This is a genomic window from Yersinia sp. 2553 StPb PI, assembly GCF_052217105.1.
In the GTDB taxonomy this organism is placed as follows: Bacteria; Pseudomonadota; Gammaproteobacteria; order Enterobacterales; family Enterobacteriaceae; genus Yersinia; species Yersinia enterocolitica_E.
In genome coordinates, this window is the sequence record NZ_JAZGPX010000002.1 from 4,506,578 (window position 1) to 4,528,781 (window position 22,204).

Below are 22,204 nucleotides of genomic sequence, written 5' to 3' on the forward strand. Positions count from 1 at the left end.
GCAGGGTATTATCGGATTAAGTCCGAGACTCTCAGATTGCTATACCCTGATGCGGCGGCTTTTTACTGGACTTTATCTTTGCCGTCACTCGGTGTGTCCTGAATAAAGACATTTACGTTATGCTGTTGAATTGCGTGCAGGTTGGCCAGATCGTTATCATCGACATACACTTTTTTGGTTAGCGGACGTTTGCCTTCCGAAAAATGCATATTCCCGACGTTCACGTCGCGGATAGGTACCCCGCCCTCAACCAAGCGGCGAGCTTCATCCGGTGTGCGACAGACGATAAAAATCTTCTGTTCAGCAGAGGCTTTACCAATAACATCAATGGTTTTCTGGATGGAGAAGAAACGGATCCCTAACCCCATGGACTCGGCGGTCATCGACATAATTTGCTGTTGGAGTTTGTCCTGCGCGACACCGTCGTCGGCAACTAATAACAGGTTTGCCCCAAGAGATGAGGACCACGCCACGCCGACCTGACCGTGAACTAACCGGTTATCGATGCGTAACAGCAGAATGTTGGGTGATGCCATGGGTATTCTCCTACTTCTATTGCAAGCGAAACGACATTGACTGCAAGCAAAAACGACATTGTCGCTGTGTGTTGATTTGCACGCCGTCGTCCCAACCACCGTTATCGGGGGAGCAAGTAAGAGTGGAAGGAAGTCCAGCGCATAGCCAGTATATGAAGGGAAGAGAAGCGGTAGGCTACATGATGATATCGTTTTGTTACCCCGTTGATAGAAAGGGCGGCAGATGTTGCAAGCTTGAAAGATAATGCTGTAAAGCTGAAAGATTGAGTTTATCTGTGGGTTGTGACAGTAACCCCGCAGATGAGGTACTATCGCGGGCAGAAATCGACAATGAACTTGCGGTGCCGATCCGCTGAAGCCAGTGATCGCCATCCCAGAGTCTGAGGATAATTGAGTAATGAGTGATTTGACTCATGACGGTGCAGAACGCTTACCGCTGCACACCTTTACTGAAAACGCCTATCTGAACTATTCCATGTACGTCATCATGGATCGGGCGTTGCCGTTTATCGGCGATGGTTTGAAACCGGTACAACGGCGTATTGTCTATGCGATGTCCGAGCTGGGGCTAAACAATAGCGCCAAATTCAAGAAATCAGCTCGTACCGTGGGTGACGTGTTAGGTAAATACCATCCACATGGTGACAGTGCTTGCTATGAAGCGATGGTATTGATGGCGCAGCCTTTCTCCTATCGCTATCCGCTGGTGGATGGGCAAGGGAACTGGGGGGCACCGGATGACCCTAAATCCTTTGCCGCCATGCGTTACACCGAATCTCGTTTATCCAAATACGCTGAAGTTTTACTGGGCGAACTGGGGCAGGGGACGGTTGACTGGGTGCCAAACTTCGACGGCACCATGCAGGAGCCGAAAATGCTGCCTGCGCGCCTGCCTAATATTCTGCTAAATGGTACTACGGGCATCGCCGTCGGTATGGCAACCGATATTCCGCCACATAACGTGCGTGAGATTGCACAGGCGGTACTGGCACTGATTGATAAACCCACGGCTTCACTGGAAGAGTTGCTGGAGTTTGTACAAGGGCCGGATTTCCCAACTGAAGCCGAAATTATCACGCCGCGTGATGAAATTCGTAAAATTTACCAGAATGGCCGTGGTTCAGTCCGTATGCGGGCATTGTGGAAGAAAGAAGACGGCAGCGCGGTAATTACTGCGTTACCGCATCAGGTTTCTGGTGCCAAAGTGCTGGAACAGATCGCCAGCCAGATGCGCGCCAAGAAATTGCCAATGGTTGAGGATTTACGCGATGAATCTGACCATGAAAACCCTACACGTCTGGTAATAGTTCCACGTACCAACCGGGTCGATCTGGATCAAGTGATGAACCACCTGTTCGCTACCACTGATCTGGAAAGAAGTTATCGTATCAATATGAATATGATCGGTCTGGATCATCGCCCATCAGTGAAAGGGCTATTAGAGATCCTGACTGAGTGGCTGGTATTCCGCCGCCAAACGGTACGTAACCGCCTGAATTACCGCTTGGAAAAGGTACTGAAACGGCTGCATATTTTAGAAGGTTTATTGATTGCCTTCCTTAATATTGATGAAGTTATTCATATCATCCGCACCGAAGATGAGCCAAAGCCACTGCTGATGCAGCATTTTGCCATTTCGGAAACGCAGGCTGAAGCTATCCTCGAATTGAAACTTCGCCATTTAGCCAAATTGGAAGAGGTGAAGATTCGTGGCGAGCAGGATGAATTAGCCAAAGAGCGTGATCAACTACAGGCATTGTTAGCATCAGAACGTAAACTCAACACGCTGATTAAGAAAGAGATTCAAGCTGACGCGGCCGCTTACGGTGATGATCGCCGTTCACCATTGACCGAACGTGGTGAAGCCAAAGCGATGAGCGAACATGACATTGTCCCTTCAGAGCCGGTTACCATTGTACTGTCTGAAATGGGTTGGGTGCGCAGTGCCAAAGGCCATGATATTGATCCGAGTGGATTGAGTTATAAAGCGGGTGATAGTTTCCGTGCTGCGGCTCGCGGTATGAGTAACCAACCGGTGGTGTTTATTGACTCAACTGGCCGTAGTTATGCATTGGATCCGCTGACCTTGCCTTCTGCGCGTGGGCAAGGGGAGCCACTGACCGGTAAGCTGACTCCGCCGCCGGGAGCAACCATTGAACAGGTATTGATGGCACCGGATGACCAGAAATTATTGATGGCATCGGATGCCGGTTATGGCTTCGTCTGTACCTTTAATGATTTAGTTGCTAAAAACCGTGCAGGTAAGACCATGATAACCTTGCCGGAAAATGCCAAAGCGTTGACGCCGTTAGAAATTCATGGGCCGGATGACATGTTGTTATCTATTACTGCCGCCGGTCGTATGTTGATGTTCCCGGTCGCGGATCTGCCTGAGTTATCAAAAGGTAAGGGTAATAAGATAGTCTCCATCCCATCGGCACAAGCGGCTGCGGGTGAAGATCGTCTGGCATGGTTGTTTGTCCTGCCACCTCAGACCTCCATCACTCTTCATTTTGGTAAACGTAAGCTCACCTTGCGCCCAGAAGACTTACAGAAATTCCGGGCAGAGCGGGGTCGGAAAGGTTCGCCGTTACCACGTGGCTTGCAGCGTATTGATCGGGTTGATGTTGATGCGCCGCCAGTACCAACCAATACCGAAGAGTAATCGTCGCTAGAAATGAATGACCACCCGGCTTGAGTTGCTGTGGTGGTCATTATTATATTGTTAGTCAGGCATCACCCCGTGAATGTAATCGATGGCAGGCGCAATTTGCGTGCGTTGTCGCGTTACATAATTATGGCGATGAATCTGCGCGGTATTTTGTGGGTAAGCCGTTATACTAGCGTCGATCGCATGTCTAAGAGTGAGTGTTTAAGAGGTTGTTATGCTATTAATTTTGCGCACGGTGCTGGCAGTTTTATATTGTATTCTGGTGTGTGTGTTTGGTTCGATTTATTGCCTGTTTAGGCCGCGAAACCCACGTAATCTTGCGACGTTTGCGCATCTGTTCGGTCGGATGTCGGTATTGTTCGGGATTACAGTTGAACAACGTATCCCCAAGGAAGCGGCGGACTACGGTACCTGTATTTATATCGCCAACCATCAAAATAATTACGATATGGTCACCATGTCGAATGTGGTTCAGTCCGGTACGGTCACGGTAGGTAAAAAGAGCCTGCTATGGGTGCCTCTGTTTGGCCCGCTATATTGGCTGACTGGTAACTTGCTGATTGATCGTGATAACCGCGCCAAGGCGCATGGCACTATTGCTCAGGTGGTTGAGCAGGTCAAAAAAAGAAATGTTTCTATCTGGATGTTCCCAGAAGGTACACGTAGCCGTGGCCGTGGGTTATTGCCATTTAAGACTGGTGCTTTCCATGCCGCTATAGCTGCTGGTGTGCCTATTGTGCCTATTTGCGTGTCCAGCACCAATAATATCAATTTAAACCGCTGGTCAAATGGCAAAGTCATTGTAGAGATAATGCCGCCCGTTGATACCAGTGGCTATGGCAAAGAGCGCGTGCGTGAATTATCGGAACATTGCCGCAACCTGATGCTGGCTAAAATTGAGCAGCTCGATGCCGAAATTGCCCAACAGGCAGAGCAGCAAGCGGCGGGAAAATAATACTATTGGCTTTTATTGATAGGTTATTGCGCGGCTTGTTTTGCTTAAAGTAAATTTTGGATTTCCATTTAAACGACTCTGGTCGTGAGCGTTTTGCCGTCCTTCAGCGTTATTCGCAGTCAGGCAAAATTTTGCAGTAGGTTTGATTGTGGTTTTCACGGAGAAGATATGTCACTCAGTCGTCGCCAGTTCATTCAGGCTACGAGCTTAGCGCTAGGCGCAGGTTCGCTGCCATTGAGGGCACAGGCTAATAGTACCCAGCAACCCCCATTACCGGTTCCACCCTTATTGGAGTCTCGTCGTGGGCAACCGCTGTTTTTGACGCTACAGCGTGCACATTGGGCATTCAGTGGCGGTCAAAAAGCCGCAGTCTGGGGGATTAACGGCATGTATCTGGGGCCGACAGTCAGGGTTTTCAGCGGCGATGATGTGAAGCTGATTTATAGCAACCGTCTGGCTGAACCGGTATCCATGACAATCAGTGGGTTGCAGGTTCCTGGTACTCTAATGGGTGGCGCGGCACGTATGATCTCCCCTGGTGTTGACTGGTCGCCGGTATTGCCGGTACGGCAAGCGGCCGCAACCTGTTGGTACCACGCCAATACCCCTAACCGTATGGCACCTCATGTATATAACGGGCTGGCAGGGATGTGGCTGGTGGAAGATGAAGTCAGTAAAGCGATGCCATTGCCGAGTCATTATGGTGTCGATGATTTCCCGATTATTATTCAGGACAAGCGGCTTGATAATTTTGGCGTGCCTGAATATGACCCGCCAGCCAAAGGTGGCTTTGTTGGCGATACATTGCTGGTCAATGGGGTGCAAAGCCCGTTTGTCGAAGTCTCTCGTGGTTGGGTTCGATTACGTCTATTAAATGCCTCTAACGCTCGTCGCTACATCTTGCAACTCAGTGATGGCCGCCCTTTGCATGTTGTTGCCAGTGATCAGGGTTTCTTGCCTGCGCCCGTGGCCGTACAGCAGCTTTCGCTGGCTCCCGGTGAGCGGCGCGAAGTGGTGATTGATATGTCACAAGGCAATGAAGTCTCCATCACGGCGGGTGAATCTGCCGGTATCATGGATAGGCTCCGTGGGCTGTTCGAACCCTCAAGTATTTTGATTTCTACGCTAGTGCTAACATTAAAACCAACCGGTTTATTGCCGCTGGTGACCGATAATCTGCCGATGCGTTTATTAGCCGACCAGATTTTGGACGGCAACGTGATTCGTTCCCGTGAGTTCCGTTTGGGTGATGATTTACCGGGCATTAACGGTGCTATTTGGGATATGAGCCGTGTGGATGCTCAGGCCCAGCAAGGGACTTGGGAGCGCTGGACTCTGTATGCCGACATGCCACAGGCATTCCATATTCAAGGGGTCTCCTTCCTGGTGAAGAATGTCAACGGCGCGCCGGCGATGGCCGAGGATCGCGGCTGGAAGGATACTGTTTGGGTTGATGGTGATGTAGAGCTACTGGTGTATTTCAATCAGGTTTCCTCTGAGCACTTCCCGTTCTTGTACTACAGCCAGACACTTGAGATGGCGGATCGTGGCTCTGCGGGGCAGTTAGTGACACAGGCCGCACCAACACTTGGGTAAGGCGTTAGGTTAAGGGTTACCGGGTTCGGTTGATATAAGATTAGTGCTTACTTGGCCTCAGATGAGCAAAGAGCGAATATCAACCGCAACCTAATCCACTCTACATTCACTCACTTGATGGTGTGAGCCTGGTAATCAAAAGATATATCCTTCCTCTTTACGTGGAGAAATGCGTATAATCGCCGCCCGGTGATGATTTCTTAACCCGAACCACCTCAACTTTCCTCAATTCAAAGAGTGTTGCCATGAGTACCAGCTTGATCCAACCAGAACGTGACCTGTTTTCCTATCAGCCTTATTGGGCTGAATGTTATGGCACCGCGCCATTCTTACCCATGTCACGGGAGGAAATGGATATATTGGGCTGGGACAGTTGCGACATTATTGTTGTCACCGGCGATGCCTATGTGGATCACCCCAGCTTTGGCATGGCGATCATTGGTCGTATGCTGGAGGCGCAAGGCTTCCGGGTTGGAATTATTGCTCAGCCGGACTGGACCAATAAAAACGATTTCATGCGGTTGGGTGAACCCAATCTGTTCTTCGGCGTTACGGCTGGCAACATGGACTCGATGATCAACCGTTATACAGCCGATCGTAAGTTGCGCCACGATGATGCCTATACGCCGGATAATCAAAGCGGTAAGCGACCTGATCGGGCCACTTTAGTCTATAGCCAGCGCTGCAAAGAAGCGTATAGCCATGTGCCGGTATTGCTCGGCGGTATTGAGGCCAGCTTGCGCCGCATTGCTCATTATGACTATTGGTCTGATACTGTGCGCCGTTCGGTTATCGTGGATGCCAAAGCGGACATGTTGGTCTACGGCAATGGCGAACGGCCTTTGGTTGAAGTGGCTCATCGCCTGGCGGCGGGTGAGAAAATTGCCGATATTCAGGATGTTCGCAACACGGTTGTGATGCGCAAAACTGCATTACCGGGCTGGAGTGGGGTTGATTCTACTCGCCTGGACAAACCGGGGCGTATTGAAGCCATTCCCAATCCGTACGGTGAAGATCTGCCGTGCGCCACTGATAGCATTCCTGAATCCGAAGCTAAACCGGTTACTGTTCGTGCCGCCAAACCCAAACCATGGGAAAAGACCTACGTCTTGCTGCCTTCTTATGAAAAAGTGAAGGCAGACAAAGTGTTATATGCCCACACCTCGCGGATTTTGCATCATGAAACCAACCCCGGTTGTGCACGGGCCTTGATGCAAAAACATGGTGATCGCTATATTTGGATTAACCCACCGGCTATTCCACTGAGTACGGAAGAGATGGACAGCGTGTTTGCGCTACCCTACCAGCGTGTGCCGCACCCAGCCTATGGCAAATCGCCGATCCCCGCCTATGACATGATTCGCTTCTCGATCAACATTATGCGTGGTTGCTATGGCGGCTGTTCATTCTGCTCTATCACTGAGCATGAAGGGCGTATTATTCAAAGCCGCTCTGAAGATTCTATTATTCGTGAAATCGAAGAGATTCGCGACAAAGTCCCTGGTTTTACCGGTATTATCTCTGATCTTGGTGGCCCAACGGCTAACATGTATATGCTGCGCTGCCAGTCGCCGAGGGCAGAACAGACCTGTCGGCGTGCATCCTGTGTTTATCCTGAGATTTGCCCGCATATGGATACTAACCATCAGCCGACTATCTCTTTGTACCGCCGGGCGCGTGATCTTAAAGGGATTAAAAAGATCCTGATCGCCTCGGGGGTCCGCTATGACTTAGCAGTAGAAGATCCGCGCTATATCAAAGAATTAGCCAGCCATCATGTGGGTGGATATTTGAAAATTGCACCGGAACACACCGAGGAAGGGCCACTTTCCAAAATGATGAAACCGGGAATGGGCAGCTATCAACGCTTTAAAGAGTTGTTTGATACCTATTCCAAGCAGGCAGGTAAAGAGCAGTATTTGATCCCTTATTTCATCTCTGCCCATCCGGGCACTGAGGATAAAGATATGGTCAATTTGGCGCTATGGCTGAAGAAAAACCGTTTCCGTCTGGATCAGGTACAGAACTTCTACCCGTCGCCACTGGCTAACTCTACGACCATGTATTACACCGGTAAAAATCCGCTGGCGAAAGTGGATTATAAAAGTGAATACGTCGTTGTACCGAAAGGGGATCGCCAGCGGCGGTTACATAAGGCCTTGCTGCGTTATCATGATCCGGCTAACTGGCCAATGATCCGTACTGCATTAGAGGAGATGGGGTTGCAACATCTGATTGGCGGCCGCCGGGAATGCCTGGTTCCGGCAGCGACAATCGAGGAACAACGTGAAGCTCGTCGGGCGCTGCGCCACCATACTCCGGCCCTGACGAAGCACACTGCTATCACCCGCCAGCGTCAGCCAGGTAGCCGAAGCACAACGTCTGCTATCAGCAAAAAACCGCAGGTTGCCAGTAGCACGCCAGTGGCAAAACCGTCAGTAAGCAAAACTGGGGCGAGAAAATCCCCGGCAAATCAGACGGCTGCCGGCGCAAAGGGCAAAGCTAAGCATCATTAAACTGAATACATCGCCTTGAACTCAGTTGTCAGACCCGAAAACATCCGGGTCTGGCCCGAGGCGTTTATTGCTGTCTAACTTCGAAATTGCCGTCAGTTCATCTTTATGCAATTTAAAATCAAACACTTCAAAGTTTTCCTTGATACGCGCCGGTGTTACCGATTTCGGGATAACGATCAACCCACAATCGAGATGCCAGCGGATCACGACCTGTGCAGGTGTTTTATTGTATTTTTGCGCTAACTGGCGAATAACGGTTTGATCGAAAACGCCCTCACCACCTTGGGCCAGCGGGCTCCAGGATTCGGTTGCAATATGATGGGTGGCATTCCACGAATGGAGCTGGCGCTGCTGTAGCAGTGGATGTAGCTCAATCTGATTGACGGTTGGCGCCACACCCGTTTCATCAATCAGCCGTTGCAGATGAGGAATCTGGAAGTTACAGACACCAATGCTGCGAATTAAACCTTGTTCTTTCAATTTGATCAGTTCACGCCAGGCACTAACGTAGTGATCCTGTGTTGGGTTGGGCCAATGGATCAGATAGAGATCGACATAATCGAGCTGAAGTTTGCTCAGGCTCTCTTCTAGTGCTTTTTTCGGATCCTGCTGGCTGTCATTCCACAGTTTAGTGGTAATAAATAGCTCATCACGAGCCACACCCGCCGCCTTCAGTGCCGAGCCGACACCCTGTTCATTTTTATAAATTGCCGCAGTATCGACAGAGCGATAGCCCACCTCGAGTGCTTTGCTGACAGCAAGCTGTGTTTCTTCAATCGTTGCTTGCCAAACGCCAAGGCCAAGTTGTGGCATCAGGTTGCCATCGTGCAATTTGATAATGGGTTGTGTTGCCATGTCTATCTCCTTCGCTGACTGATTGGGCTGTGTTTGCCCTGTTTACCCGTAATGTAAGTTTAGTCGTGATCATTCTATTTATGATCTTGCTAGCGATTAATCATGTGTGAGAAGTATCAAAATGTGCACAGATCTATCGGCGATCTGCCACTGAGAGATGAACAGCAAAATGCGTGGTAATAAGCTAAAGCCTAGCAGTTAATAACGATAGCACCCTTTTAACGGTAAGTGAAAAGAGTAAGTAGATGTTGAACAGAAGGCATCCTGTTCAACGATGCCTTCTGTGTTGAAAACTGTAAACTGGGCTGATGCTATTATTAGACCGCAGCTTCGTAGATACGTTTACTATCAGCTAAAGTGATATCACTGTGTTCGCCAAGCTGAGTCATACCGTGCTCTTCCAGTTTTTTAATCAAATCAGGAATAGAACTGCCATCCAGTTTGTAGGCCGACAGGCGAGTAGCAACGCCCATGCTTTCAAAGAAATGACGGGTAGCTTCAATTGCGGCATCGATGCGGTGCTCTTCGCTACCGTCACGTAGGCCCCAGACACGCTCCGCGTATTGCAGCAGTTTGGCGCGCTTTTGTTGCTTCTTCGCCACTAACAGAGCGGGCAGTACTACCGCCAGCGTCTGAGCATGGTCCAGACCATGGCGGGCGGTCAGTTCGTGGCCTAACATGTGTGTCGCCCAGTCTTGTGGCACACCGGCCCCAATCAGGCCGTTTAATGCCATAGTGGCACTCCACATAATATTGGCGCGCACATTGTAGTTTTCTGGCTCCGCCAATGCTTTCGGACCTTCCTCAATCAGGGTTAACAACAGCCCTTCAGCAAAGCGATCCTGCACTTTTGCATCAACCGGGTAAGTCAGATATTGCTCAATGGTATGTACAAAAGCATCGACAACACCGTTCGCGACTTGGCGCGGTGGCAAAGTATAAGTGACAACCGGGTCCAGCACGGCAAACAGTGGCTGGACAAAGGGTGAGAAGAAGTGCTGCTTATCACCAGTTTCACGGCGGCTGATAACTGCGCCATTGTTAGCTTCAGAACCGGTAGCAGGCAGAGTCAGTACTGAACCCATTGGCAGTGCTTCTTTAATATCGCTGCCAGTGGTTTGCAGAATATGCCATGGTTCTTGTGGGTAATTGACGGCAGCGGCGATGAATTTGGTGCCATCTAATACTGATCCCCCTCCCACCGCTAGCAGGAAGTCGATTTTCTCCGCCCGGCAAAGCGCAACAGCTTTCATCAGGGTTTCATAGGTTGGATTCGGCTCAATACCGCCAAACTCCAGGAAATCAAAGCCTTTCAGTGCCTGATGGACTTGATCCAGCACACCATTTTGTTTGATGCTGCCGCCGCCATAGGTAATCAAGATGCGGGCATCAGCAGGAATTTCTTTACTCAATTGTGCTATTTGACCAGTACCGAACAGCACTTTAGTGGGGGTATGGAGGGTAAAGTTTTGCATTATTTGTCTTCCAGCTTATGGGTGATGAACAATTATGGTAATCAAAACGCGACGTATTAGCCGGTGATGCAATGATTGTTTATTGCCGTACCATTGGCAGCCATTGTCGGCAACTTAGCGCGATACCTCAATGCACATTTCTGCCTTGCTCTTGCCTATTTCTCCAAAGCACTGTAGAAAATGCGGTAAATATTGCACAATTTATATCTGATCGTTTTAGTTGCTAGATTATCTCAGATAACTCCAGTAAGTGAGAGTATATGGTTGAGGTTAATGATATTCAGGTACAGATGGCCGAAAAAATTACACGTTTGGCTAAGGGGAATGGCTTAACGCCCTCTGCTGTGCCACGGGTGAAAATTTTGTACTCCACAGTGCACCAGCCGCGCACTCCGGTAATGTACACCCCCAGTGTAGTCATCATATTCCAGGGGCACAAAGTGGGTTATCTGGGCAGTAAAGTGTTTCAGTATGATCCGAAAAATTACCTTATTCTGACGGTTCCACTGCCGTTTGAATGTGAAACTTTTGCCAGCCCTGAAATACCTCTGGCGGGAATATCGATTCATATAGACAGCCAGATGCTACAGGATCTGCTGATAGATATAGGTGATGATGAGCTGGATAAACCGTTCGGTAATACCTCTGGCGTCAATTCATCGGCGCTGACCGAAGAGATGCTGTGTGCCACCGAGCGCTTATTGGATGTGATGTCCAATCCCCGTGATGCCAGAGTGCTCGGCCCACAAATTGTGCGGGAAATTCTCTACTATGTACTGTGTGGTCAATGCGGAGGAGCCTTGCAGGCGCTGGTTAACCGCCATGGGCACTTTAATCAAATTACCAAAACCTTGCGGCGTATTGAAAATCAATTTGCAGATAATCTGAATGTTGAGCAATTAGCGGCAGATGTGAACATGAGTGTTTCGGCGTTTCATCATAACTTCAAAGCCGTCACTAATACCTCGCCACTGCAATATCTCAAATCTTACCGGTTGCATCGCGCACGAATGATGATGTTGCACGATGGGCTAAAAGCCAGTACCGCAGCCAACAAAGTAGGGTATGAGAGTGCTTCACAGTTCAGCCGTGAGTTTAAACGCTATTTTGGCCTCACACCCAGTGAAGAGGTCGCTAAACTGCGGACTAACTGATTTTACGGCCCAGCTAATAATGGCAATAAAAAACGGCGCAGTGAGCGCCGTTTAACTGCTTGAGTCACGAGGCAAACACAGGGTTACTCAGTGACACTTTTACGTTTACACCACACCAACACCAGTGTGCCGACCAAACCAATCAGCAACAACACTATTGGTAAAATCATCAGTGCTGTCATCACCTGGTTTTCATAGTGCTTAACGAATGGGATATGACTTAGCGCGAAACCTAACCCAACGACACTCCCCACCCATAGCAGCCCGCTTAACCAATTAAAGAACTGAAAACGTGCACTGTTCAGGCCAGAAATACCCGCCAGCGTTGGCAGTAAAGTCCGTACAAAAGCGAGAAAACGGCCAATTATCAGGGCCGCCAAACCATGGCGTACAAACAGAGTATGGGCGCGTTGCCGATAATGAACCGGTAGCTGTAACAGCCACCTTTTAACTATTTTAGTATCGCCTAACCACAGCCCTTGCAGGTAACTGAGCCAACAACCCAAGCTGGCAGCAGTGGTTAAAATTATCATGGTCGGTAAGAACCCCATGACTCCCTTGGCAATTAATGCACCCGCCAATAGCAACAAACTATCACCGGGGAGGAAAGAAGCCGGTAGCAAACCGTTTTCTAAAAATAGGGTGGTAAAGAGAATGCCGTAAATGACCCAAATCACATTCGGATCGGCAAGTTTACTAAAATCCTGCTGCCATAAGGCATGAAGGATTTCGCGTAATACATCCATTTCTGTTCCTGTTTGCCTAGCGTGTGAGGATATTGTTGTAAGGACTGGTCTAGTGTATCCGTAATGGCGCGGATCCACATTGATCTTATCCTCAATAATCGAATTTTTGAGGGATATATACGTGTCGATGAGACTATTTGTGTAAGAGAGGATTAATGCGCGGATATTGTTACCGCGCATTAACAAATCAATCGTTCAGAAACCCTTACTGCACTGTTTTGATGCGCTCAAATCCTGCGGCCAAATCGTCCTGCAAATCTTGCACATTCTCCAGACCAATATGCAGACGGAACAGTGTGCCTTTTATCCCGTCCCCTTCATACTGACGAATGGCACGGATATTCTCCGGTTGATAACCCAGAATCAAGGATTCAAAACCGCCCCATGAAAAGGCCATACTGAAGTGGGTGAAATGGTCGAGATAAGCCTCTAACTGTTGCTGACTTAACTCTTCTTTTAATTCAAAAGAGAACAAGCCATTACAGCCAGTGAAGTCTCGTTTATAGAATTCATGGCCTTTGCAGCTTGGCAGGGCAGGGTGATAGACAGTGGCAACTTCCGGGCGCTGAGCCAGCCAGTTAGCAATTTCAATACTGCTTTTCTCGTGTTGTTTTAAACGCACGCCCAGTGTGCGCAATCCACGGCTAGCAAGATAAGCTGTGTCAGCATCAACCATTTGCCCCATCAGATAAGAGTCTTCCCGCAGTTGCTCCCAACAACGCGCGTTGGCAACGGCAATCCCCAGCATCGCATCAGAATGACCAATGATGTATTTAGTTCCTGATTGGATAGAGATATCAATACCAAAATCCAGTGCTTTAAACAGCACACCCGCAGCCCAGGTGTTATCCATCATAATAATGATGTCTGGTGAAACGGCCCGGATGGCTTGTACCATTGCCGGAATATCTTGTACTTCCATGGTGATGGAACCGGGTGACTCAAGGAATACCACTTTGGTTTTTGGGGTAATTAATGAGTCGATCCCGGCACCTATCATCGGATCAAAATAGGTCGTGGTGATATTCATGCGTGATAAAATTTTATCGCAAAAACTTTGGGCCGGCTCATAAGCAGAACCGGTCATTAGCACATGGTCACCCGTTGCGACAAATGACAAAATTGCGTTGCTGATAGCCGCGGCACCGCAAGGATAAAGGACGCAACCTGCGCCACCTTCCAGCTCTGTCATCGCCTCTTGCAGCGAGAAGTGAGTCAGGGTGCCTCGGCGGCCATAGAATAATTCGCCTTTTCCCCGATTGATAGTGGCATGCTTCTTCGCTTTTACCGAGTCGAAAACCAGCGATGAAGCTCGCTGGATCACCGTATTCACTGAGCCTTGAGTAAATCGTTTACTTCTGCCCGCACTGACTAAGGCTGTTTCCAGTTTTTCTGTCGTTTCTTTGTTTGCAGACATGATCGTGTCGTCACCTTTATATAGGATATGCTGTAGTTCCAGAGCCAGCATTCATTTTAGAGATATATTCCTTACGTTAGCATGATGATTGTTATGTGGGGGCAGCTTTCACCATGAAAAAAACTAAAGAGAGTGACGCGCTGTTTTCTGACGGTTTGTAATGGAGAAATTCTGTGTAAGTGGCAAAACAAGGGATTTATTAAGGAGTCTTGGTGAGAGTTCTTTAGTTCAATCAATCACTTCTTATCTTTATATCTAATGTTATCGGCATGGAATAATTAAGGTCGCTATCATTTCTATTAATTTACATAATTGTTTCAATCAGAATAATTCTCTTTCATTCTTAAAAAATCGTCTCAAATACTAATGATAATTACTATCAATTCCCGATTTGTTTGATATGATCGGCACCTGATTTCGTCCTTAAATTGATATGCATATTGGGTGGAGGCACAGCGTGAAAATAGCTGGCAAAGAGATTAAAGATAAATCATTCGTGCAAGGCCGGATGATAGCAGGCGTAATGGCATTATTGCTGGTGGCCGGTTTGGCAGGTCATGCACAGGCCGCGCCAGGCAACAGCAGTGCAGTCGCTGCATCTGTTGCTACACCAACAACTGCAACGTCAACCCCACTACCTACACCGGAAATCACACCGGTCGCTGCAAATGCACAAGCTGTTGCACCTGCAAACCCAGCACCTATGGTCCAGCCTCTGGCGGCACCTGTGCCACAAGGGTTGGCAATGGACTTATCTGTCTGGGGCATGTATCAGCATGCAGACGTCGTCGTTAAAGGGGTGATGATTGGTCTGGTGTTAGCCTCAATCGTAACCTGGACTATTTTGTTCTCCAAAGGTACTGAATTATTCCGTGCTCGCCGCCGTTTGCAGCAAGAACATGAAGTTATCGGGGCTGTGACTGATATGGATACCGCGTCTGAGCGGGCGGAGGCTTTTAGCACCGATAGCATTAGTGCCTTACTGCTACGAGAAGCGCAAAACGAGCGCCTATTGTCGACAGAATCCAATGATAACAATGGCATTAAAGAGCGTACGGCTTTCCGGTTGGAACGCCGTGTAGCAGCCATTGGTCGCCAAATGGGTAAAGGCAATGGATTCCTGGCTACTATCGGTGCAATCTCACCGTTTGTCGGGTTGTTTGGCACCGTGTGGGGCATTATGAACAGCTTTATTGGTATTGCTCATTCGCAAACCACCAATCTGGCTGTTGTTGCACCGGGTATCGCAGAAGCCTTGCTGGCAACGGCGTTAGGTCTGGTCGCAGCAATCCCTGCGGTAGTTATCTACAATATATTTGCTCGCTTAATTGGTAGTTACCGTGCACAGGTGGGTGACGTTGCCGCCCAAGTATTGCTGCTATTAAGCCGCGATCTTGATCTGGCGAGCAGCGCTGAGGCAAAGTCATCTAAGCATCCTCACCAATTGCGTGCGGGGTGATTTATGGCCATGCGTATGAATGACAATCTTGATGAAAGCGGTGAATTACACGAAATCAACGTGACACCCTTTATCGATGTAATGTTGGTACTGCTGATAATCTTTATGGTGGCAGCACCATTGGCAACAGTCGATATTAAAGTGGATTTACCAGCGTCTTCAGCGGTACCACAGCCGCGGCCGGAAAAACCGGTATTCCTGACAGTTAAAGCCGATAATCAGCTTTATGTCGGTGACCAGCAGGTTGACCGCGACACTCTGGCCGCGGCGTTGGATAAAATGACGCAATCCAATAAAGAAACCACTATCTTCTTCCAGGCGGATAAAGTGGTGGATTATGAAACTCTGATGAGCGTGATGGATGCGCTACGCAAATCAGGTTATCTCAAGGTTGGCTTAGTCGGTATGGAAGCGGGCATGGCAAAATAGCCTGCAACGCAGGCGCGGTTACGGTTGCCGCGCCTGACATTAATCTTTCGGCGTATTACGGCCCACTTCACTGGTATCTACCGCCCCCAACGCTTGTAGAAGGTCGCCTTCCAGTTCATGAGTATTTTGTGCTTCGTAGTAATTCTCCTCACCTACGCACTCTTTCCAATCGATATATCTTGGCGAACGGGTGTTATATAAAGGTTTATATCCAATAGCGATGAAAACCATGGTGATCCCATTCTCTTTTATTTTTTCGCACATACCTTTTTTGATAAGGCTTTGTGTGACATAAAACCCTTTATTTTCTTTATGCGCACTTTCAAAGCTATCATTACCATCAGAAAGAATTATCATCAGATTTTTATTGGTATTAGAGCTGCTTTCATTAAACAAATTATTAGCAGATAATATCCCTGAACTTATTAGTGTACCGCCTAAAGGGGACATATTAATCATATCATCGATAATCTCATTACTATCATGTTCATTTAATGAGTAGGAGTTTGCTCGATTTAAACAAACGTAGCTATTGAATATGTCATCAACTGGAAAGTTAATTACTTTCGGTGGTATCACTGCGCTGTTGCGTGGTATTGAGTTTATCGTTGCAACGTAATCAATACTCTCTCCTATTATTTCAAGTTGATATAATTGTTGGAGGATCTTTTGTGAGCGGGAAAGGAATGTATAAGCAGACTCTGCATCTTCAATATTTAATTCATCAATTTTATTTTTAGTGTCATTATATATCTCGCTGGTTACTTTCCCATATGCGATATGGTCAATATTTTCTAATCCCTCCAATCCAGGGAATTTTTTTAACCCAGATAATGTATATTTACGAAGGTAATCACCATTTGGGCTATGTTGCTTTGGCACAAAAGGTAAATGGCAATACTCCTTCGTTTGTGCACCGTTCCCAATACGCTGTTTAGTCCCCCATGAAAATGGTATAAACCCTATGGTATGTATATTCTCATTTTTTAAGATGTTATTATTGAGGCGGTTAAATATGTCTCTCAACGCATCTATTTTTTTTGGCTCGGATTCATTATGATTAAAATGATCATCCATTGAACCAGAGTAATCTGCGACAAATACTACATCTATATTCTCTATCGGTGCACTGATTATATTTTTTCTTGCTGCTCCTCTATCTGTTGCATTTATCATCGCACTAAAATTGGTTACTGGATTGTTAGTTAAAAATCTAGCTGAGTAGCTCATGTTGATCTCAGCCGCATACTCAATTCTGCCATTATTATTGATTATATCTATAGTCGGTGTTGAAAATATTTCTGCTGGCAGATAAGCATGAGCATAAGAACTCACTATGGCTTTATTCTGCGCTATTTGAGTTAAACTCGGAGTACTATGGTTATTTTCTACTGTCAGTGCTAATGTTGCTTGCTCCATTGCATCTGAGAGTTTGGCTTTTTTCTGTAAAAAATGAGTGAGCTCAAAAGAAAAAAATATTAGCCCAATAACCAAGGGCAAAAATATAATAAAGGGAAATAAGATAGCCCCTTGCTCATTCTTTATCAATGGCACCAATAGTCGTACTTTAATGTGAGTAAATCTATTTTTTATCATAAATAGCCTTTTTTATAAATAAGTTCATCCTCGCTAGGATTAACGCTCGATAGTTACCGCTGATGACCTTAATATAGGGATGGGTTCTATCTGGCTAAACAACGCTTGATACCCTGTGGGGGCAGGTAAACATAAGGTTACCTGGTACAGTGGCACCCATCGGCCACGATTACTGTAAGGTGATAAATCGGCCATTTCACGCAATGACCTAATGGGGTGACAAGTACCGACGATAAACTCTTCACTCTTAGTATCATTAATAATCTTATTACCAGGTGCTGCCGATTCAGCGGGATTAAAATGTAATGTTTCAACTTTTATCGCGAAATTATCACTGAATATACCCGAAGTTAATAGCATATTGCTCGCCAGAGTTGTTAAATCATTAACATTATTTTGAGTTAGTATTTCATCATCAGAATATAACCTGTTCCTTTCCCGAATTATTCCGGCAAGCGAATATGATATCCGGTCTAGTTTACCTACGGTTGATTGATATTCAGTCACTGAAATAAATAGTTTTATTAATAGCATTATTATGAAAATGACAAATGAAAACTCAATAATAGCTGAACCATTATTATTTCCAATAAAGTCTATGTTATTTATTTTCTTGTACAAAAATCACCTCGCGAGATAGTTGGATATTAGCCCAGCGTGAGGGGATAGGAAAAAAAAGAGGTTGATAGATGTAAGTTACTGTGTATTTGGCCAGTGGCGACGTTTCTGAGCCTGAATATATCTGACTAATGAGGTCAGATATACTATTGCTAAATTCTACAGTAGTATTAATCGCATTATTATTTGTTATGAAAACACCTAAAATACCATTCTGAGCATTTAAACTTTGCCTCAATATGGCACTATTACTGCCCTCTCTATTCTTAGTCGATTTTACCGCTTCTGAAACCGCCAGATCTAAACTGGCAGAGATATAGAGCAAACGGCCTATCTCTGCACAAGAGAGTAACGTCAATAAAAATAGAACAAAGACTACCGTAAAATCAATAGTGACCGACCCCTCATTCGAACGGGAGAATTGCTCTCTTATTTTACTCATTTACGCACCTTTATCACTTAATCTCTCTTGCTGAAGGCTCTGAACTTGACTTAGGGCGAGTATTAACTCATCCGGGTCTTTAGCCATTTTTTCAGCAATAATGATTTTTTTTGCATAGGTTGTATCACCGAGTTGAATCAGTGAAAAGACCAGGTTATGTAACCTTAACGAGTTTTTTTTACCCGACAAATAATCAGGTAATAATATTCTCACTGCATCGCTATAACGGTTATCAAGCATTGCTACTACAGCAAGATTATTCATTGCCGTCCCATCAGAAATAAATAAGGCTCGCGACTTTTCAATAGCCACTTCTGCTTTATGCACTTCACCACTATTAGCCAATACAATGCCGTGTAAGTTGTGAGCTTCTGCATTATTAGGAGAAATAGTTAATAATTTATTTATAACTGTTATAGCATTTGTCGAGTCATTATTGTTAATCAAGTTTTTGGCTTGCAAAATATATACAGGCTCACTCGGTTTGTTAATCATCGGTTGTAAATAATATAAAGATGACTTGGTGTCGCCGGTAAGATAGTAGGCGTTAGCCAGTTTTAATCTTATCGCATCATCTTCTTTTTGTTTTAATCTGGTTCGGTATAAAGTGACCAATCCGGCATGATTATTTGCCTTTAGCAAGATACTCTCACGATATAGAAACTCTTTATTACTTATGCCACTATTCGTGGAGCAACCACTTATCATAAAAATTAAAAGTGAAACGGTAATAGTTTTTTTACATTGTTTGTACATATTTGAGTAACTCCAAAACGCTAGGTGATATAACTAACACAACAAAAGGAATAAGAATAAAAAGAAACATAGGGAAAGTCAGTTTTGTTGATAGCTTACTGTTTTTTTCTTCTGTAATTAACAATTGCATTTCTCTCATATCTTGAGAGAGTTTTATTAGTTGTTCATAAACGGTTGAGCCGAAACTGATGCTATATTGTAATGCACTGCAAAACATTTTTATTTCTGTTTCGGTTGATAGTTGTTGAAATTCTTTAATCGCACTCTCTAGCCCATTAATTTCTGCGCGCTTAGTTATTTTTTCTACGATTAAACTTAAATCGATATTTATTAATTTGAATCTTTTAGCCGTATAGCTTAGTGCGCTATCTATAGTCATTCCTGATTGGACACAGGCAGCGGTAATATCGATAAAAAAGGGTAGCGAATTTAACATTTTTTTTATTTTTTTATTCACCATATTTATGGTAATAACTTTTGGTAGATATATAGTTGTTATCAGCATAAGCAAACAAATCATAAGGAAACTCATGCTACTAGTCGCTATGAAACTAGTTTTTACCAATATAATCATCACTATCAGAAATAGCGAAATAATCAATATCTTTAAATAAGTCACCTTATGAAGTATATAAGGTAATTTTATAAAAGAAGATAGCGCTATTTCTTTTTTATTTTTTGACTTTTTTATTTCACGTTTAGAGGATAAAATATGGTCATTGTTAATTTTATTATATATTTCTTTCTTATTGTATTTTTTCTTGCTAATGAGTAATGAGATAAAACCAAATAGTACCATGGCAATAAAAATTATATTCATAGTGCTTTCCTAAGCATTGACCTTATCAGTGCTATCCCAATTATCTCGCTGGAGATAATATAATAAAAAATAATCCTACCAGTAGGATGGTTCCACATTGACTCAATAATCGTTGGATCCATAAAGTAAAGAAAAAGAGAGAATACAAAAGGTATGATAGAGAGAATATTTACTGACATCCGTGTTTGTGCCGTCATAACGGCTTTCTTCTGTTCGGATGTTTTGCTTTTTGTGATCACTTGGGACAAACGACTGGTCAGTTCTCTTAATTGCCCACCTTGTTGCAAGTTAAGCAAAATGATGGTGATAAGAAAGTAAAACTCGGGGTAACGAAAGCGTTGATAGGCATCATAAAAAACAGTTTCAGGAGACTCACCTACATTCAATCGGCGGCAAATAAGGCTTAATTCATTCCCTAATGGCCCACCTACCTCTTTCCCACAACGTTCTAATACTTGGTTAATGCTGGCACCGCTACTGGCAGCCATATTAATCATCAACAAAACCTCTGGGAAATCTCTTTTAAATAGCGTGTGATTATTTTTACGCGAAAAGTGTATTTGAAAAAATATGATACTGAACAAAATAAATGTCAATACCACCAAAGTATTTATCCCAACCCATGTTTTATTTATAATGTAAATGCATATTGCATAACCGATAGGTATGGCTATATGCATTTTATTTTTGTTTATATCAATGCTTAATAAATAGTTCACCCATTCATTGGCTGTTTTTTTTAGTAATGACGTAAGGAAAAAATCATTGGTAGTGGTTTTTTTTGGGTTTTTAATTATGGTCTTCTTTATTTTTATCCATTTTAAGTTAATGAGTAAAAGTAATAGAATCCCAGATAAAAGTATTATGTTGTAAATCATTATTTCACCGTGGAAAAAATACTACTTAGTTCATTTGATAAGCTGTATATATCAGCATTCACCCTCACAGCAGATCGGCTGAATAAACCATGATTAATAAATTCTCCTTGGATTTTTCCCTGTTCGTCACGCTCTTTGGACGGTTCAAATGAGAATATGTTTTGTAATACGACATTGTCCCCCTCCATTCCCATAATTTCACTAATATGGCGTACCTTTCGTGAACCATCATTCATGCGTGAAACTTGCACAATAAGATTGATGGCGGAGGCAATATTTCGGCGAATAGTAAATATGGGCATATTAACTGGACCCATCATGATCATGCTTTCGAGTCGGGCAATAGCATCGCGGGGAGAATTAGCATGTAAGGTGGACATAGAGCCATTATGGCCGGTATTCATTGCCTGAAGCATTTCAAATGTTTCCTCACCACGGCACTCCCCGATAATGATCCTGTCGGGGCGCATACGCAGTGAGTTTATTACTAAGTCCCGCATCGTGATTTGCCCAGTATTCTCTAGCCCGGCGAGTCGTGTCTCCATCCGTACCACATGGGGTTGTTCAAGATTTAACTCGGCAGCATCTTCTAAGGTGATAACTCTTTCGTTTTCAGAAATATATTTTGATAATGCGTTGAGCAGTGTTGTTTTTCCTGAGCCTGTGCCACCAGAGATAATAATATTGACCCGGCAACTGGCTGCAATTATCAAGAAATTAGCCATATCACTGCTCATAGCACCCATATTAACCAGATCTTCTAGTTTTCGTTTGTTGGTACTGAATTTTCGAATTGAAAGTGCTGTGCCATCCAATGTGATTGGACCGATTGCCACATTGATTCGGCTACCATCAATTAGGCGTGCATCTGCTAACGGTCTACCTTCATCAATACGGCGATTGACTCTTTGCATCAGGCGTTTGGCAATATCAGTCAGTTGACTGTTATTAATAAAACGGCGGTTGGTTAAGGTTAGCAACCCATAACGTTCAACAAATATCTTTTCAGGGCCATTGACCATAATATCGCTAATAGACTCATCTTCCATCAGTTCTCTTAACGGGCCAAAACCGGTAATCTCATCGGCGATCGTTGCAATAATATCTTTTTGCTGCTGAGTATTTAATCTATATTCATTGTCATTAAATAAATCATCGTAGGTTATTGAAAGTAAACCAAAAAGTTTGTCATAATCATCAACCAGATGTTCTACTTTATCGATATCAATGTTAGCCAGCATTTTTTCTCGTATTTCTTCTTGGATGATTAATGATATGTTCATTT

19 protein-coding genes are annotated in these 22,204 nt (G+C 45.1%); 7 read left to right on the forward strand and 12 right to left on the reverse strand.

What is annotated here, in order from left to right:
• Positions 1-62 precede the first annotated feature (62 nt).
• The gene (gene agaB, locus V2A84_RS21975) at positions 63-536 is read right to left on the reverse strand and encodes a PTS galactosamine transporter subunit IIB (protein WP_004390117.1); all 474 of its coding nucleotides are present in this window, start codon (positions 534-536) and stop codon (positions 63-65) included.
• 397 nt (positions 537-933) lie between these two features.
• Between agaB and parC the strand changes: the two genes are divergently transcribed.
• From parC to V2A84_RS21995, 4 genes are all read left to right on the forward strand, one after another.
• Positions 934-3,201, forward strand: a complete 2,268-nt coding sequence (gene parC / locus V2A84_RS21980; protein ID WP_005188260.1) for a DNA topoisomerase IV subunit A — start codon at positions 934-936, stop codon at positions 3,199-3,201.
• Positions 3,202-3,421: 220 nt separating this feature from the next.
• The gene (locus tag V2A84_RS21985; protein WP_083162401.1) at positions 3,422-4,162 is read left to right on the forward strand and encodes a 1-acylglycerol-3-phosphate O-acyltransferase; all 741 of its coding nucleotides are present in this window, start codon (positions 3,422-3,424) and stop codon (positions 4,160-4,162) included.
• 168 nt (positions 4,163-4,330) lie between these two features.
• Positions 4,331-5,758 carry a cell division protein FtsP gene (ftsP, locus tag V2A84_RS21990; protein ID WP_083162403.1) on the forward strand — a complete coding sequence of 476 codons (1,428 nt, stop codon included), beginning with the start codon at positions 4,331-4,333 and terminating at the stop codon, positions 5,756-5,758.
• 245 nt (positions 5,759-6,003) lie between these two features.
• Entirely contained in the window at positions 6,004-8,274 is a 2,271-nt protein-coding gene (locus tag V2A84_RS21995) for a YgiQ family radical SAM protein (RefSeq protein ID WP_442849057.1), read from the forward strand.
• Positions 8,275-8,295: 21 nt separating this feature from the next.
• Here the strand turns inward: V2A84_RS21995 and dkgA are convergent, their stop codons facing one another.
• Together dkgA and yqhD are read right to left on the reverse strand one after the other, a co-directional pair.
• Positions 8,296-9,129 (reverse strand): 2,5-didehydrogluconate reductase DkgA, encoded by an 834-nt coding sequence (gene dkgA, locus V2A84_RS22000; protein WP_083162407.1) that lies wholly within the window; start codon positions 9,127-9,129, stop codon positions 8,296-8,298.
• Positions 9,130-9,446: 317 nt separating this feature from the next.
• Positions 9,447-10,604 (reverse strand): alcohol dehydrogenase, encoded by a 1,158-nt coding sequence (yqhD, locus tag V2A84_RS22005; RefSeq protein ID WP_083162409.1) that lies wholly within the window; start codon positions 10,602-10,604, stop codon positions 9,447-9,449.
• A 260-nt stretch (positions 10,605-10,864) separates the two neighbouring features.
• On the opposite strand from yqhD, the gene V2A84_RS22010 reads away from it, so the two are divergent.
• Entirely contained in the window at positions 10,865-11,758 is an 894-nt protein-coding gene (locus tag V2A84_RS22010; RefSeq protein WP_083162411.1) for an AraC family transcriptional regulator, read from the forward strand.
• 83 nt (positions 11,759-11,841) lie between these two features.
• On the opposite strand, the gene V2A84_RS22015 is transcribed toward V2A84_RS22010, so the two are convergent.
• Complete coding sequence (locus V2A84_RS22015) at positions 11,842-12,504, reverse strand: DedA family protein (RefSeq protein ID WP_083162413.1); 663 nt, start codon at positions 12,502-12,504, stop codon at positions 11,842-11,844.
• Between the two features lie 205 nt (positions 12,505-12,709).
• Positions 12,710-13,921, reverse strand: coding sequence for a cystathionine beta-lyase (metC, locus tag V2A84_RS22020; RefSeq protein WP_083164051.1), 1,212 nt, complete (start codon positions 13,919-13,921; stop codon positions 12,710-12,712).
• A 457-nt stretch (positions 13,922-14,378) separates the two neighbouring features.
• On the opposite strand from metC, the gene exbB reads away from it, so the two are divergent.
• Together exbB and exbD are read left to right on the forward strand one after the other, a co-directional pair.
• Positions 14,379-15,380: a tol-pal system-associated acyl-CoA thioesterase gene (gene exbB, locus V2A84_RS22025; RefSeq protein WP_083162415.1), complete on the forward strand. Its 1,002-nt coding sequence runs from the start codon at positions 14,379-14,381 to the stop codon at positions 15,378-15,380.
• 3 nt (positions 15,381-15,383) lie between these two features.
• Positions 15,384-15,809, forward strand: a complete 426-nt coding sequence (exbD, locus tag V2A84_RS22030) for a TonB system transport protein ExbD (RefSeq protein WP_083162417.1) — start codon at positions 15,384-15,386, stop codon at positions 15,807-15,809.
• Positions 15,810-15,848: 39 nt separating this feature from the next.
• On the opposite strand, the gene V2A84_RS22035 is transcribed toward exbD, so the two are convergent.
• From V2A84_RS22035 to V2A84_RS22065, 7 genes are read right to left on the reverse strand one after another with little or no spacing between them, the layout of a single operon-like run.
• Entirely contained in the window at positions 15,849-17,405 is a 1,557-nt protein-coding gene (locus tag V2A84_RS22035; protein ID WP_083162419.1) for a pilus assembly protein, read from the reverse strand.
• Between the two features lie 39 nt (positions 17,406-17,444).
• A complete protein-coding gene (gene tadF / locus V2A84_RS22040; RefSeq protein WP_083162421.1) occupies positions 17,445-18,026 on the reverse strand; it encodes a tight adherence pilus pseudopilin TadF in 582 nt (193 codons plus the stop codon).
• Entirely contained in the window at positions 18,007-18,465 is a 459-nt protein-coding gene (locus V2A84_RS22045; RefSeq protein WP_193784770.1) for a TadE/TadG family type IV pilus assembly protein, read from the reverse strand. Before V2A84_RS22045 ends, tadF begins: the two co-directional genes overlap by 20 nt.
• Positions 18,466-19,221: a tetratricopeptide repeat protein gene (locus V2A84_RS22050; RefSeq protein WP_193784771.1), complete on the reverse strand. Its 756-nt coding sequence runs from the start codon at positions 19,219-19,221 to the stop codon at positions 18,466-18,468.
• Positions 19,205-20,041 (reverse strand): type II secretion system F family protein, encoded by an 837-nt coding sequence (locus V2A84_RS22055; RefSeq protein WP_442849058.1) that lies wholly within the window; start codon positions 20,039-20,041, stop codon positions 19,205-19,207. The genes V2A84_RS22050 and V2A84_RS22055 overlap by 17 nt, the downstream gene beginning before the upstream one ends.
• Entirely contained in the window at positions 20,038-20,919 is an 882-nt protein-coding gene (locus V2A84_RS22060) for a type II secretion system F family protein (RefSeq protein ID WP_083162423.1), read from the reverse strand. The genes V2A84_RS22055 and V2A84_RS22060 overlap by 4 nt, the downstream gene beginning before the upstream one ends.
• Complete coding sequence (locus V2A84_RS22065) at positions 20,919-22,202, reverse strand: CpaF family protein (protein ID WP_083162425.1); 1,284 nt, start codon at positions 22,200-22,202, stop codon at positions 20,919-20,921. Before V2A84_RS22065 ends, V2A84_RS22060 begins: the two co-directional genes overlap by 1 nt.
• Positions 22,203-22,204 lie beyond the last annotated feature (2 nt).